13 protein-coding genes are annotated in these 15280 nt (G+C 64.0%); 8 read left to right on the forward strand and 5 right to left on the reverse strand.

What is annotated here, in order from left to right; all coding sequences use genetic code 11:
• Positions 1–120 precede the first annotated feature (120 nt).
• The 4 genes from K1X11_RS05580 to K1X11_RS05595 all read left to right on the forward strand — a co-directional run bounded on the left by K1X11_RS05580 (position 121) and on the right by K1X11_RS05595 (position 3691).
• Positions 121–1026, forward strand: coding sequence for a tetratricopeptide repeat protein (locus K1X11_RS05580; protein WP_221033111.1), 906 nt, complete (start codon positions 121–123; stop codon positions 1024–1026).
• Between the two features lie 56 nt (positions 1027–1082).
• The gene (locus tag K1X11_RS05585) at positions 1083–1844 is read left to right on the forward strand and encodes a creatininase family protein (protein WP_221033112.1); all 762 of its coding nucleotides are present in this window, start codon (positions 1083–1085) and stop codon (positions 1842–1844) included.
• Entirely contained in the window at positions 1841–2632 is a 792-nt protein-coding gene (locus K1X11_RS05590) for a creatininase family protein (protein ID WP_221033113.1), read from the forward strand. Before K1X11_RS05585 ends, K1X11_RS05590 begins: the two co-directional genes overlap by 4 nt.
• A gap of 183 nt (positions 2633–2815) precedes the next feature.
• The gene (locus K1X11_RS05595; protein ID WP_221033114.1) at positions 2816–3691 is read left to right on the forward strand and encodes a helix-turn-helix domain-containing protein; all 876 of its coding nucleotides are present in this window, start codon (positions 2816–2818) and stop codon (positions 3689–3691) included.
• 399 nt (positions 3692–4090) lie between these two features.
• Here K1X11_RS05595 and K1X11_RS05600 read toward each other — a convergent pair whose 3' ends face one another.
• The 4 genes from K1X11_RS05600 to K1X11_RS05615 all read right to left on the reverse strand — a co-directional run bounded on the left by K1X11_RS05600 (position 4091) and on the right by K1X11_RS05615 (position 9287).
• Positions 4091–4612: a nuclear transport factor 2-like protein gene (locus tag K1X11_RS05600; RefSeq protein WP_221033115.1), complete on the reverse strand. Its 522-nt coding sequence runs from the start codon at positions 4610–4612 to the stop codon at positions 4091–4093.
• Positions 4613–4632: 20 nt separating this feature from the next.
• Positions 4633–5187, reverse strand: coding sequence for a nuclear transport factor 2 family protein (locus K1X11_RS05605; RefSeq protein WP_221033116.1), 555 nt, complete (start codon positions 5185–5187; stop codon positions 4633–4635).
• Between the two features lie 15 nt (positions 5188–5202).
• On the reverse strand, positions 5203–7725 hold the full coding sequence (locus K1X11_RS05610; RefSeq protein ID WP_221033117.1) for a TonB-dependent siderophore receptor: 2523 nt from the start codon (positions 7723–7725) through the stop codon (positions 5203–5205).
• A 152-nt stretch (positions 7726–7877) separates the two neighbouring features.
• Positions 7878–9287, reverse strand: a complete 1410-nt coding sequence (locus K1X11_RS05615) for an amidohydrolase family protein (RefSeq protein WP_221033118.1) — start codon at positions 9285–9287, stop codon at positions 7878–7880.
• 107 nt (positions 9288–9394) lie between these two features.
• On the opposite strand from K1X11_RS05615, the gene K1X11_RS05620 reads away from it, so the two are divergent.
• Positions 9395–10894, forward strand: coding sequence for an amidohydrolase family protein (locus K1X11_RS05620; RefSeq protein ID WP_221033119.1), 1500 nt, complete (start codon positions 9395–9397; stop codon positions 10892–10894).
• Between the two features lie 11 nt (positions 10895–10905).
• On the opposite strand, the gene K1X11_RS05625 is transcribed toward K1X11_RS05620, so the two are convergent.
• The gene (locus K1X11_RS05625; protein WP_221033120.1) at positions 10906–11358 is read right to left on the reverse strand and encodes a 4a-hydroxytetrahydrobiopterin dehydratase; all 453 of its coding nucleotides are present in this window, start codon (positions 11356–11358) and stop codon (positions 10906–10908) included.
• 55 nt (positions 11359–11413) lie between these two features.
• Here K1X11_RS05625 and K1X11_RS05630 point away from each other — a divergent pair, with 55 nt between their 5' ends.
• The 3 genes from K1X11_RS05630 to K1X11_RS05640 are packed head-to-tail and all read left to right on the forward strand — an operon-like array spanning position 11414 to position 15275.
• The gene (locus K1X11_RS05630) at positions 11414–13495 is read left to right on the forward strand and encodes an amidohydrolase family protein (protein ID WP_221033121.1); all 2082 of its coding nucleotides are present in this window, start codon (positions 11414–11416) and stop codon (positions 13493–13495) included.
• 50 nt (positions 13496–13545) lie between these two features.
• Positions 13546–14436, forward strand: coding sequence for an amidohydrolase family protein (locus K1X11_RS05635; protein ID WP_221033122.1), 891 nt, complete (start codon positions 13546–13548; stop codon positions 14434–14436).
• A 14-nt stretch (positions 14437–14450) separates the two neighbouring features.
• The gene (locus K1X11_RS05640; protein ID WP_221033123.1) at positions 14451–15275 is read left to right on the forward strand and encodes a hypothetical protein; all 825 of its coding nucleotides are present in this window, start codon (positions 14451–14453) and stop codon (positions 15273–15275) included.
• Positions 15276–15280 lie beyond the last annotated feature (5 nt).

The raw sequence follows: 15280 nt of genomic DNA on the forward strand, positions 1-15280 counted from the left end.
ATAGGGGCAGACCCCACCCAACGACTGCTCCCCACCGCACCGCAAGCCACCCGACGCCGGGTCTCGCCAATCGTTAAACTTCAGTTGATTCGCCCCCACCGCCTCCGCACAGTGCCGCCCGTGCCGATCCGTCTTCGCCTCGCCACTCTTCTTTTCCTCCTGCTCGCCTCGCCCCTCGTCCACCTGCGCGCCGACGACGTCGCGACGACCGACCTCGACACCGCATGCGACCTCTTCAACGAGCGCCGCTACGCCGAAGCCCAACCGCTCTTCGAAGCCGCCCTCGCGGCCGAGCCCAACAACACGACCGCCCTGCTCCACCTTGGCAAACTCGCCGCCAAACGTCGCGAGCGCGAGCTGGCCGTTGATTACCTGCAACGCGCCGTCGACCTCGAGCCGGACAACGCCGAGTTCCAATTCGAATACGGTGCCGCCTGCAGCTTGCACGCCGGTTCCCTCGGCACGTCCTTCGGCGCGCTCCGCCAAGCCCACCGCGGTCGCAAAGCCATGGAACGCGCCGTCGAACTCGCGCCCGAAAACCTGATCTTCCGCCAAGGTCTGCTGGAGTTCTACGCCACCGCTCCCGGCATCGCCGGCGGCTCCATGCGCAAGGCCTTTGAGCAAGCCGAGGCCATCGCCACCCGCGACGCCGACCAAGGCGCCTTTGCCCGCGCCAACCTGCAGCGCGCCGAAGACGATCACGCCGGCGCCCTCGCCACCCTCGGCGGCATCCTCGAACGCGCGCCCGACAACTACTTTGCCCTCTATCAGTTCGGCCGTTGCGCCGCCGAGTCCGGCCTCGAACTCGAACGCGGTCTCGCCGCCCTGCAGCATTGCCTCGAACTACCGGCCCCCGACAAAGGTGCTCCGCCCGCTTACGTGTGGTGGCGCATCGGCGAGATTCAGGCGCAACGCGGCGATCCGTCCGCCGCCCGCGAGGCCGCCGCCCGCGCCCTCGAGCTGGCTCCCAATGATCAGCGCCTGGCTCGCGGAGTGGCCGATATCGCCAAAATACCGGACGCCTGAACCCATCCGCCGTCGCGCTCCCACCTTGGCAGGGAGGTTGCTAAACGCGTCGGCCAATGCCAGTCGCTCCCGTTTCCCACACTCCGCTGTGCGTCGCCCACGACGCCACCTTCTGGCCGTGGCACCGCTGGCCGGAGTTCGCCCACTGGCCCGACCCGGCCTCCACCCTCGTGGTGGTGCCCATCGCCGGCTTCGGTGAGTGGGGCCTCGGCCACGGTCAGGACGTCGAGGAGACCGTGCTCAACCACGTCCTGCGACGTGCCCTGGAACTGGATACACCCGCGCCGCACTCCCTGCTCGTCATCCCGCCGCTGCGCTTCGTCTTCGCGCCCAATGACGACAGCCCCTTCGCCCTCGATCCGCCCACCTTCCACACGCTGCTGGAAGAGGTCGTCACCTCAATCAAAGCGTCCGGCTTCCGCCGCATTCTGCTCTACAATGCCAGCCCGTGGAACGATCCCCTCACCGCCGCCGCCGCCCGCGACCTGCGCATAGATCACGAACTGCAGATGTTCCGCATCTGCCTGAGCGGACTCGATCTCGGCTTCGACGCCGCGACCAATCCCCACCACCGCGACCTGCAGACCCTGCTCACCGGCCTCACTGGCGCGGCGCCCCGCGGTCCCGCCGCCGAGGGCGCTCTGCCGCTCGCCGCAGCGACCGATGCGGCCACCGCCCTGCTCGACCGCGCCGCCACGCGCCTCGCCGGCCTGCTCGGTGAAATCCAAGCCTGGCCCGCCCTTCCCGACGAAGGCCGCATCCCCCGCGCCGTCCCGCCCGCCGCCTCGACCTCGACCCCGACCACGCCCTCCGCATGACCGCCACCACCTTTCCCACCTACCGCTCTCGCTATCTGCCGGCCATGTCCGCGGCCGAGATCGCCGCCTTGCCCGACAAGGAGTGGGCGCCGGTCATCGTCACCACCGGCGCGATCGAGCAACACGGCCCCCACCTCCCGGTCGCCGTCGATGCCCTCATGGGCCAAGCGTGGCTCGAGCGCATCATGCCCTGCCTCTCCGCCGAGGCCTCCTGCTACGTCGCGCCGCCCATCACCATCGGCAAGAGCAACGAACACGTCGGCTTCCCCGGCACGCTTTTCGTTTCCAAGGACACCCTGCGGCTCCTCCTCTTCACCATCGCCCGCCAGATCGCGGCCTGGGGCTTCCGCCACCTGCTGGTGCTCAACACCCATGGCGGCAATACCGACGTCATCCTCTACACCCTCGCCGAGATCGAAACCCGTTGGGGACTCAGCACCGGCTTCCTGCGCCACGGCGTCGACTACGGCCTGTCCGAAAAGGAACGCACCCTCGGTATGCATGCCAACACCGCCGAGACCGCCTGGGTGCGCGTGATCGCGCCCGGTTGCGTCGATATGGACGCCGCCGTCGCCGAGTATCCCGATGATGCCGCCTCCGCCGGCGAACTCCGCCCCGAGGCCGCCCCCGCCACCTTCGCGTGGGTCACCGCCGATGTCTCCCGCACCGGCATCATGGGCGACGCCCCCGCCGGCACCGCCGAGCGCGGTGAAGCGTGGCTGGCCACGACTGCCCAGGCCTACGCCAACCAAATTGAGACCATTTGCCGGAAAAACCGGTCTGACTAGAGTTCAGGTGATACCCCTACCCACCTCGTAACACATTTCCTGATACCCCGGCCGAAAAATCCGGCTGGCTTCAAAGCTGCTCAAAGCGATCCCAAGCTGGCCGCCCAAGGGGAGCGCATCGCTTCACAGCGCCAGCTCACAGGAACAGAAGTCTCCATGCTCAGATCCGTTGCGGATTACCCGATGGCTAGTTACCGTCAGGGGCTCCACCAACCCGGGAAATACCACCTCATGACCCTCGCGGAAAGTGAACGCGAAGGGCATGATCGGCACGTCCCTCATCGGCATGATTTCTTCGAAATTGTTTGGATCCAGCGCGGCCACGGTCACGTGAGCTGCGACCTCAACGGATTCGAATATCGAACGAATACCTTGCTGATTGTCTCTCCGGGCCAGTTTCACGCCTGGCGTCGTGAGAGCGAAACCGAAGGCTTCATCGCCGGCTTTTCACCCGACTTCCTCGCCGTCAACAGCGAGCACCCGGGTCTGCTGGCCAAGATGCCGTTTCTCTATCCTGAGAACCTCGATCCCATCCTCCATCTCGACCGCGTCGAAGCCGGTCGGGTGGATCAGATCTTCGAGCAATTTCAGGATCTGGCCCGCCAGGATGCGCCCGGTCGCGACGACCTCGCCCGCGGCTTCCTGCTCGTGCTGCTCAGCTACATGCGGCAGCTCTTCGCCCACCGTAACCAAACCGCGGATACACCGACCCGCGGCGAAAGCGAATTGCTGGTGCAGCGCTTCCGCCTCGCGTTGGAGGAACACATCCCCGAGGTGGTGGAGGTTGGCGAATTCGCCGAGCTGCTCGGCGTCTCGCGCACGCACCTCAACAACGGCCTGCGCCGTTGCACCGGACGTTCCGCGAGTGAGCTGATCCACGAGCGCATGCTGCTGGAAGCCAAACGCCGCCTGCTGCACTCGTCGCTCACCATCGCCGAGATTGCCTACGAGCTGCGTTTCCAGGACCCGTCCTACTTCGGCCGCTTCTTCCGCAAATACACCGGCGTCACGCCCGGCGTCTACCGCGGTTCGATGCAACAGGAACTGCTCGCCGGATAAGCCACCGTCGCTCGCTCCCCTTCCAAAACTTTCGGCGCACCGTTCACCACGGTGCGCCTTTTTTTTGGCGCGTCTCACGCTCCGACCAACCGCAGCGATGTCGGGCGTAAAGCCCGACCCACAAGAAAGTTACTCTTCAATAATGTGGGTCGGGCTTTACGCCCGACATCGCCCTGCCTCTCGGTTCCGTGGGCCAAACCGATCCGACGCGAGCGCGAGCAAGCTCGCGGCCTACAATGCGCTCCCGAAACCCAAATGTAGGCTGCGAGCTTGCTCGCGCTGCGTTGCCCCTCCGCCACATCGCCTTCCGCCTTCCGCCTTCCGCCTTCAAAAACCAAAAGCGCCGGCGGATCTTACTCCACCGGCGCTTCCTGCTATAGACTATCAACCAATAGGAAATCAGGGACGATACGGGAGGCTGATCTTGGCCTTGGCCGGCCACGGATACACCGCCTCCCCTTCATCCGGAAAAGGCATGAGCCCCAGCTTCTGGAGCTTGCCCACGTTGTCGTCGAAATACTCGAGCCACAGGATCATCTTGCCGTCGACGATACGGCCGACGCCGAGGGTGAACTCGTGCTCCGTGAAGTTGTCGCTCAGGTAGGTGGCTTTGTAATTCCACTCCACCGCGAACCACTCGCCGTCGTAGACGTAGGAGCGGTCGAAGATCTGCCAGTCCTTGGTGATCGGATTCTGGAACCAACGGGCCTGCACCCATTGCTCGTGGAAGCGATTACTGCGACCACCGGGAAACTGCCCTTCCCAATCGGGATGGTAATAGTCCCACCAGGTCTCGCCGTAGAGCGGTATCCACTCGGCGGAGTCGTTGGTGTAGACCTCCATGGGTTTCGTTTCCGCGGCAGCGCCCAAGGCACCAACGACGGTGAGACAGAGTAGACTCAGAATGCGCGTTGTTTTCATGGCGTGGGGGGTTCCGGTTCTCAGTCGATGGTGTCGGGACGCAGCCAAACCGAAGCCGGCCACGGCGTGACGACACCTTCATCGAGCGGCAGCTGACCGGCCTTTTGGCGCGGTGCCACCTCGGTGTCCCAATACTCTTTGAACAACACGATCTTACCGTCGGCGATTTTGCAGAGCACGCCGGTGCCGACCGCGAAACGTTGCTCCGTCTCGCGATCGGTGGCGGCGAATTGGTAAGCCGTCACATGGGTCTCTCCGTTGGTGATGAAGTAGTCGGCGAAGTAGATTTTGATCGCCGTCTTTTCCTCCTGATAGGAGTCGAACAAGGCGATGACTTCGTCGCGGTTCAGGCGTCCGCCGGGATAGGCAAACTCCAAGTCCGGGTGCAGCGCGGCGGCAAAGGTCTCGGCGTCACCAGATTCCCATGACATCAGGAATCCTTCGATGAGCGCCTTGGCTTCCGCGCGTTCGGTGGCGGCGTGCGCGCCGCTGACCGCCCCGAGGAGGAGCAGGGCCAGCAACCCACCCCGCGCCACCCCGGAGCGCAGACTATTCAGCTTGAGGAAAGACCACATGGACAGCACCTCGGCTTAGAACTTCACCTTGAGGCTCAGCTGAGCTTCGAAGGGTTTGGCCTTGGTGACGATCATGGTCGGCGCGAACGACGAGCCGATGAAGTAGTCCTCATCCGTGAAGTTGTTCAGGCGGAGGAAAACTTCGTAGCTGTCGGTCTTGTAGAAGACGTTGGCGTTCCAGACCAGCGAGTCGGGGAGCTTGAGGGTGCGCTCGTTATCGAGCCAGAAGTCCTCTTTGTAGCTCGGGCCGACGCCGAGACCGAAGCCGTTGTCGAAGTTGTAAACCGCGAAGAGGTTCCAGCTCATCTGCGGGTAACCCGAGCGGATGCCCTCCGGGTTGTTCGCGTAGCGGCCAGTGGACTCACCGACGACGCGGGCATCCCAGCTGTATTGGATGGCACCGGAGTAGAGGGCGACGTTTTCGGCGTTGTAGAACGGATAGGTCGCGAAGGGATAGCGGTCGACGTAGCGGGCTTCGAGTTCACCGATGTTGCCGACGATCGTGAAGTTGTCGGTCGGGGCCCAGGTCAATTCGAACTCATAACCCTCGGCCTCGTAGGCGTTGGTATCGACGCCGGTGACGTTGAGCGAGAGGCTGGTCTTCTCGTATTGGTAAGCCGCGAAGGAGGCGAAGAACTTGCCGTCCGCGGAGCTCACCTTGACGCCGCCTTCGTAGAACGGCGCTTCGAGGAAGTTGCCTTCACCGCTGGCCGCACCACCGGTCTGGCCCGGCTCAAACGCCGTGCCGCCTTGGATCGCACCGTAGAAGGAGATCCAGGAAGCCGGCTTGAAGACCGGGTTGATCGACCAGTTGACATAGTCGGTGTCGCCATCCGTCCAGGACGGCGTGGCGGGGAATTCCTTGGCGGTGGAGGTGTAGGAGAAATCGGCACGCTCGACGCGGGCACCACCGAAAAGGGAGAACTTTTCCCCGAAGCCGGCCTTGAATTGGGCGAAGGCACCGAGCTGGGTGAGCTTGGACTGGCTGCCACCGACGAACCAACCGGGCAGACCGACGCTGGTCGGATCCCAGTCGTAGAGCGGGCCGGTGTAGACGTAGGACCAGGCCGGGATGTCGGAAGAGCTCACGTCACGACGGTTGAACGGCTCCACACCGAAGTCGTTGGCGTCGTTGTTGTAGGTGTAGCGAACGTCCGCGCCGTATTGCAGGGAGACATCCACGCCGCCCAACTCGAGCGACGAGTCGACCGAGAGCTTCTCTTCGACGGCCCAGGAATCGGAGTCGTGGGCAAAACCGTAGCTGGAGAGCTTACGCGTCTCGAGCGACTCGAAGAAGGTCTTGGCGGTGATGGTGCTGCCGGAGTCGGCATGGTAAACGAGGTCGGCAAACCACAGGAAGGTGGTCGAGTCGGCGTAGTCGCTCGGGTCGGAGAGGACCTGGTTGCCCTCGATCTTGCGGGTCAGAGCGGTGCCACCGTTGGCGAAGTATTCCGGGGTGTATTTGTAACCGAAGAGGTCACCGTTGTAATACACCGGCGTGGCGAAGGCAGCGGCGCCGCCCAGATTCGGGTAGGCCGCGAGGAAGTCCGCCTCCCGCACCACGATGGCGAGGTTGGGATCGTAGCCCGTGGCGTAGGCGATATCGACCTGGTTCATCAAGAGACCGGGATCGGCGGTGCCGTTGTAGACGGCGGACACCGTGTTGGGATCCATCTCACCGATGATGTAGTTGCCGTTGTCGATGAGGTCCTGCGTCACGCGATTCCAACCGGCATTCTCGTTCGACTTGAAGTCGTAGTATTCGAAACCGGAGTAGAAGCTGAGCTTCGGCGTGAGCTTGGCCTTGGCGGCGGCGTAGACCGAAATGTAGTCGTTGCGCACCGCGTCGTAGTAGCTGTCGGCCTGCTGGTTGGTGATCGAAACGCGGTAGGCCATCGGCTTGTCGCCGATCATCATCGGACCACCGATGTCGACCTTGGTGTTATAGAAGTCGTAGGAGCCGAGCGTGAACTCCACCGAGCCGCGACGCTGGTCAAAGTAAGGCGACTTCGGGATGAAGTTGGCGTAACCACCGGCGTTCGTCGGGCCGAGCTGCGCCGGCGCCGGACCCTTAACCAAGTCCATGGCGTCGAGCGAACCGAAGGAGGTCGGCGTCTCGTTCTGATTGGCGATGCGGCGCATGCCATTGTAATACACGCCGGCGTTGTTGCCGCGCATGAAGGGCAGACCCGGGAGGCCGAAGATGTTGGGCCGAGTCATGCCCGCTCCGACGCGATCGAGGTCGCTGAAATCTTTCACCGCAAATTGCTTCATGGCCTCGGGGGTGAGCACCGTCACACTGCGGGGCGTGTCGAGGGCACTTTGTTCACCGAGGAAAACCGAGCCGATCGGCCGCGAGTTCTGCAGGAGGTCACCTTCGCCGGCGCCGCCGGTTTCTTCGAGGATGAAGGCTTCGAGCGACAATACATCATCCGTCGTCTCCTGCGCCGTCGCGGAAGATATCAAAAACGAGGCACTCGCTGCCGCCAGGGAAACGGCCGCGGTCACTCGGTCTAGGTTCGATAAGGTCTTATTCATGGTTGGTAGTTCGCACAGTAGTTTGCGTTGCGTGAGGCCAGTGGTTCACGACTGCTCACCCCCTGCCTTAGCATGAAGCTCACCCATCTGTGCCATGGGCGGGCAGAACGCGTGGAATTTTTGCGCAGATTGTAGGACTTATGGGCAACTGCTTATTTTTTGCTCTCTTCGGCCGCCCGATCGCGCACCGCAATGACGCGTTTGTTCACCTCTCGGCCGACATTTCTGTAATCGTGTTGCGTTAGCCGGCCGGCCTCGACGCGCTTTTCGCCGCCGACGTAAACCGCGGCCACATGCTCCTGCGCCGCCATGAAGGCGAGCGTGGCATAGGGATCAAAAACGACCCCGAAGTCCGTCGGATCGATGACCACGAAGTCGGCAAACTTGCCCACCTCGAGACTGCCGACCTGATCGGCGACCCCCAACGCATCGGCGCTGCCCCAAGTATGCAGGCGCAGCACGGTGTAGGGCGAAAGCACACTGGCATCCTCATATTTTGCTCTCACGGCATATAAACCGATCCGCACGTTCTCCAACGGATCGGCCCGATCGGCACTCGCCTGCCCATCCACGCCCATGCCCACCCGCAGGCCTTCAGCAAGGTAATGCGGGATGTCCGCCGTGCCCGAAGCGAGGCGCCCATTGGACAGCGGATTCCACGATATCGCCGCACCCGCATCGATCACGTGACTCAGGATCCAAGGGTCCACGTGGATGAAATGCCCCATCAAATCGCGCTCCGTGATCAACCCGGCATCCACCATCCAGCGAAAGCGGCTGCGCTCTTCATACTGCTCGGGGGCCGACTCCAGAATGTGCAGGTGGTTGCCGATCCCGTAACGCTCCCCCACCGCCGCCTCAGTGATCGCGGCCTGCGCTGTATCGCGAAACGCCGCGCTGCCGTTGATCATCACCCGCAGCATCTGGTCGCCGGTGTCCTCAGCTTCGATCCACTCTATAAAGGAACCTGCCGACGCCAGCCCTTCCTCCACCGTGGGCACCTGCCCCCAGCCGCCAAAATTCTGGCCGTGCACAAAACGCACGCCGGACTCCATCTCCCCCTTGAGCTGCACTTCGGCGAATTCCGGCTGCGCCCAGGCGCCGTAGTTGAAGTTGTAGGTGGTGGTGATGCCGTGCCGCAAATGGTCGAGCGCCCCCTGCAGGGTGAACCAATAAAAATCCTCCACCGGCGCAAACTGCGCTTGTTCCATATAGAGGGCCTCCACCCAGCCCATCAGGGTCTGGTCCGCGCCGAGTCCACGCCAGGCACTCTGCCAAAGATGACTGTGCGCCGACACAAACCCCGGCAGAATCCACATTCCGGATACATCGAGCTTCGGCGTGTCCGCCCACTCCGCGCCCGGCGCCCCCGCGCCGACTTCCAACAATTTGCCGCCTTCGTCGATCACCATAAAACCGTCGAACGGTTCCGGTTGATCGGCCGCCATCGTAAACAACTTGGCCTCGGTCACCACTAGCTTGGCGCTCTGCGCCAGCATCGGCCCGACCGCCGCCGTCAACATTCCCAACGCCATTCCGTAACAACAAGCACGCGAGTTCATGCCTCCGTTGCAGCCGTCCGCGAGCCGGAGCGGAGGCCGATCCAGCATTTGCGCATAAACACCATGTTTCCCGAACCGCCGCGCACGGGGCAAGCTGCCACCCCGGTATGCCTTGCACCCGCGCTTACGCGCCCGTCGTCCGCTTTACCCACCGCCGGACGTTTGGAGCGCTACTGCTTCTGCTCAGCCTGAGCCTCTCGCCGTCCTTCGCGGCTTCCCTGCTGGTTAAGAATGCCCGCCTCATCACCGTCGACCCCGCTCAACCCGACGTGTTTGTGGGTTGGTTCAGCGTCGACGCCGAGGGCCGCATCGACGCCCTCGCCGCCGGCGAACCGCCCGCCGATCTCGTCGCCGATTCCACCCTCGACGCCGCCGGTCGCTTCGTCGCCCCCGGGTTCATCTCCGCCCATAGCCACATCTATATGAGTCCGGTGCGCGGCGTGGGCTTCGACTCCACGCTCTACGGCTGGGGCAGCGCACTCGGCCCCATTCTTAAGCGCACGACCGGCGACGACATCTACTGGTTCACCCTCCACGGCGCGCTCGATTTTCTGCGCAACGGCATCACCACCGCCTACGACTTCACCAACAGCGGCGTCGATCGCATCGCCGCCGTGGGCCTCAACGAAAAGGTCCCCTACGGCGTGCAACGCCCGGGCCCGTTTGAGGAAAACCAGATCCGCGCCAAAGCCGCCGCCGGGCTGCGTTTCGTCAACAGCGTGGGCCTGCCGCGCGTCGGTCCGCCAGACGTCACTCGCGCGCGTTTTGAAAATGTCCTCGAGTTTTTCAACGACTTCGCCGCCACCGAACCGCTTGCCATGAAGATGGCCATCAGCGGCGGCGTGCAGCGCGCGCCCGACATCGGTGCCGCCCATCTTGAGGCCGCGCTCATGCGTGACCACGGGCTGCTCAATCAGAGTCACTTCCTCGAAAGCCCGGAGCGCGTCGACGAACAGCAGGCCAAGTTTGCCTGGTATGAGGAAGCCGGCGCCCTCGGCCCGCAGCTCATTTTTGGCCACTTCATTCAAGTCAACGACGAGATCGTGACCAAAGCCGCCGAGACCGGCTGCCGCATGTGCTGGCAACCCACGTCCAACGGCCGCCTCGCCTCCGGCATCCCCGATGTCACGCGCTATCGCGAGGCCGGCATGATCGTGGGCATGGGCCTCGACGATCAGAGCTGCACCGACATTTCCGACCCCTTCCAGAACATGCGCATCGGCATGTATACGATGCGCGCGCTGCACAGCGACGCCGCCGCCATGCCGATCGGCGACATCCTCTTTCTCCACACTCTGGGCAGCGCCGAGCTCCTCGATATCGATGACGACGTCGGCAGCCTCGAAGTCGGAAAATACGCCGACTTCCTCGTCGTCGATCCGCGCGATCCCGACACCGGACCGATCCACAATCCGCTCGCTTCCTACGTGCTCGCCTGCGGTCTGCGCAATCTTGACCTCGTCTACGTCGCCGGCCGCCCGGTCGCCGACGGCACCACCATGTTGAGTTACGACGAAACCGAAGTGCGCCGCGAGGTCGACACCCGCATGGCTCGCATCAAAGCCGACATCGCCGCCGCTGCCGCCGCGACGTCGACCGATTCATGAACGCTTCGCGCTCAATGATGTCCGCCCGCCTTCGCCCGTTTGCCCGCCACGGCCGCCTCGACGGCCAACGCGGCTTTGACGTCGAGCGCCGTGATCTGCTTGCCCTGATCGTAGGTGGTGAAGCCGACGTAAACCTTGCCGTAGATGTTGCGGATCTCGGGGTGATGATCGAGCTCCTCCAGCGAGTAGGACATGCGCACAATCATCGCGACCGCATCCTGAAAGGTGCCGGCCACGAAGACCTTGTAGAGAATCCCCTCCTGCGCCACCCAGCCGGGCAGCTCGGCCAGCGCGGTCTCGATCTCAGTCTCCGACAGGAGCTGCGTGCGGTCCGGATTGAGGTGCGGGTAAACCGGCTCGAGGCCGAGTTCCGCACTGTCCACCGCGCTCGCCGTCAGCGCCGCCGCGCCCATCGCCAAGCCACCGATCACGCCGCGCCACCACCGACTTTTTGGAATCATCATGCCCCGGCCCTCAGCAGGTCGGATGCCGTCTCCCTGTAGTTAATTCTTCAATACCATGCCACGTCCGCGCTCTGCCTCCTTTCACCGCCTGATCCTGCTGCTGCTCGCCGCCGCCGTGAGTGTAGCCCCGCTGTCCGCCGCCAAGCTGCTGGTGAAAAATGCCACCCTCATCACCATGGCCGATGATGCGGCGGAACCGTTCGTGGGTTGGTTCACCGTCGGCGAAGACGGCCGCATCGCCGCACTCGCCGCCGGAGACGCGCCCGCCGACGTTAGCGCCGACTCCACCATCGACGCCGCCGGCAAACTCATCGCGCCGGGCTTCATCTCCGCCCACAGCCACATCTTCATGAGTCCGCTGCGCGGCCTCGGTCACGACGTGACACTCTACGGCTGGTTCCGCGCCTGGGACCGATACCTGAGCCACACCACCGCCGAGGATGTGTATTGGTTTACCCTCCACGGCTCCCTCGACTTCCTGCGCAACGGCATCACCACCGCCTACGACTTCACCTACAACGGCGGCGTCGGCAAACCGGCCATCGGTCCCGGCGAGAAAGTGCCGCCGCCCGTGCTGAAAGCCGGTCCCTTCGAGCAGATGCAGATCGACGCCAAGATCGACGCCGGCATGCGCTTCGTCGACAGCCTCTTTATCTTCGAACTCGATACCGTCTCCGAGACGCGTGCCCGTTTTGAGGAGATCCTCGCCTACGGTGCCGAACGGCAGGCCGAGTCGGACCTCTTGCTCAAGATGGCCATCAGCGGCCGCGTGCAGTTTGAGCCCAATAAAGAAACCGCCTACATGGAGGCCGCCTTCATGCGCGACTACGGTCTGCTCAACCAGTCCCACTTCCTCGAGAGCCCCGAGCGCGTGCCGGAGCAGCAGCAGAAGTTTGAATGGTATGTCGAAGCTGGCGCCGTCGGCCCGCAGCTCATTTTTGGCCACTTCATTCACGTGAATGATCACATCCTCGACACCGTGCAGGCCGCCGGCGCCAAGATGTCCTGGCAACCCACCTCCAACGGCCGCCTCGCCGATGGCATCGCCGACATCGTGGAATATCGCCGCCGCGGCATCCCGGTTGCCGTGGGCCTCGACGACCAGAGCTGCACCGACGTTTCCGATCCCTTCCAGAACATGCGCATTGGGCTCTACACCATGCGCGGTCTGCACAAAGACGCCACCGTGCTCTCCGTCCATGACATGCTGCGCCTGCACACACTCGGCAGTGCCGAGGTGCTCGGCATCGAAGACGACGTCGGCTCGCTCGAGCCCGGCAAATTTGCCGACTTCCTCATCGTCGATCCACGCGCCCCCGACACCGGCCCCGTCTACGATCCGCTCGCCACCTACGTGCTGGCCTGCAGTCTGCGTAACCTGCAGCAGGTCTACGTCGGCGGTGAACTGCGGGCCGACGGTCTGACCCTGCCCGGTCAGGATGAAGCTCAACTGCGCGCCGAGATCGACACCCGCACCGATCGTATCCGCGCCTTCGCCATCGCCGAAGATCACGTGGTCGCCGCCGCCCTCGCCCGCCGCGACGGCGACGACGAACAGGCCATCGCCGAACTCACCGCCGCCATCGCCGCCGCGCCCACCTACGCCGATCCCTACATCGAACGCGCCCAGATCTACTACTACCGCGGCGATCACGCCGCGTCCTCCCGCGACTTCCGCGCCGCTGTCGCCGCCGATCCGACGTCCGCCCGCGCGCTGATCTATCGCGGCGATTTGGTCGCCCGCGCCGTCGATCGCGACTGGGCCGCCAGCGAAGCCGACTACGCCAAGGCGCTGGAGCTCGATCCCCACTTCCACGGCTATCACGCCTACACCGCCGAGCTCTACCTCTACAGCGGCGACCCCGCCCGCGCCGTCGCCGAGGCCGGCCAGGGCATCGCCCGCGAGCCCGACAATCTCATTCACCAAATCAACCTCGCGCACGGCCTCGCCTTCAGTGGCGACCTCGCCGCCGCCAAACGCATCTACCTCGAACTCTACGACGAAGAGATCTTCCCCGGTCGCAAAGGCGCTGCCTTCGCCCTCAGCGACTTCAAGAAGATCCGCGCCACCGGCGCCGTCGATTATCCTCAAATCGCCGAACTCACGCCCTGGCTCGAAAACCTCGCGCGCCCCTGATCGCGATCCAACTCCTCACCTCTGGCCCTCCCTCTCCCTCGACTCACCACATGACCCGCATCCTCGACTGCCACATCCACGCCTACCCGCCCGAAGTCTTCAACCAACCCCGCGCCTGGGGCGAAGCCCACAACGAACCGTGGTTCACCCACTGCGTCGCGCCCAAAGGTAAACCCACCATCCAAGCCTGGGCCGACACCGACCAGCTCCTGCGCGACATGGACCGCGCCGGTGTCGAGAAGGTCATCATGCTCGGCTGGTATTGGGAGAACCAGGAAACCTGCGAAATTCAGAACCAGTGGTTCATGGACTGGCACCGCGAACACCCCGACCGTATCCACGCTTTCGCTACGGTGAAACCCAGCTCCGGCCAGCGCGGCCTCGACAACGTCAAACGCTGTTTCGACGCCGGCCTCTGCGGACTCGGCGAACTCCTCCCGCAGGCCCAGGACTTCTCCTTCCAGGACGACAACTTCGCCGCCCTCGTCGAACTCGCCGTCCAGGCCGATGTGCCGTTCAACCTCCACGTCACCGATCCGCTCATCATCGGCGAGGCCAGCACCATGCCCACCCCACTGGGCGACTACCTGCAGATGGCCATGGATTACCCCGACGCAACCTTCATCCTCGCGCACTGGGGCGGCGGCATCCCCTTCTTCGAACACAATCCGCGGGTGAAGGAGCGCCTTAAAAACGTCTACTACGACACCGCCGCGTCGCCCTTGCTCTACGACAAAAAGGTCTTCCGCAGCGTCGTCGATATGATCGGCCCCGACCGCATCCTCTTCGGCACCGACTACCCGATCATGCTTTACCCGCGCGACTCATCGGATGCCGATTTCTCACGCATGATCGATGACATCCGCGCGGCCGGCCTGACCGACGCCGAGTTTGACGCCATCATGGGCGGCAACCTGCGCCGCCTCATGAAGTGGGACTGACGCAACCGCCGACGATGTCGACACCTCCCTCTCCTCCACCGCCGTCCGCCCCGGCCGATACTTTCGCCGGCCTGCAGGGCGCCGAACGCCGCATCACCTTTCACGATGCCGCATCCATTGGCGGCGCGCCCGTCGCCTACGTGATCGTGCTGGCGACCGTGATCGCCGTGCTGTCGTTCATCCCGTTTTCCATCGTGCTCTCGGGCGGTAGCAGCTTCCCCATGGCGCAGGGCGTTTACTCGCTCAATGGCTGGTTACTCGGTCCGTGGGCCGGTTTCGTGGCCAGTAGCGTGGGCTCGCTCGTCGGCGTATTCCTCGCGCCCCACACCGCCGGCATCCCGTGGCTCGCCGTCACCGGTGCCGGCCTCGCCGCCCTCGTCGCCGCTTCCCTGCATCCGACCGGCCGCAACCGCCTCTGGGCCGCGATCAGCGTGCTCATACTGGTGGGCTGGGTGAGCTTCTATCACCACGCGGTGAACCTCAACGGCGTCCGCCCCGCCGTCTTCATTCTCTGCTACCTCACCCACCTCTCCTCGACCTTGCTCTTTCTCGCGCCCACCCGGCGTTGGATCGGTCGTGCGCTGCGCAGTCCCGATCTCAAGAAAGTCGCCATCGGCCTCTTCCTCGGCACCTGGGTTTCGGCCAGTCTCATGATGTTCTACATGTCATGGTTGAGCTACATCCTGCTCACCTGGCCCGAAGAGGTTTTCTACATCTTCTTCGTCATGGTCCCGATCGAAAACGCCGCGCGCAGCGTCATCGGCGCGGTCATCGGCACCGGCGTCATCGCCGGTCTGCGCTCGATGGCCTTGGTCAAACCGCCGCACGCCAACTTCTGACCCGG

It is taken from the genome of Actomonas aquatica (assembly GCF_019679435.2).
Classification (GTDB): Bacteria; Verrucomicrobiota; Verrucomicrobiia; order Opitutales; family Opitutaceae; genus Actomonas; species Actomonas aquatica.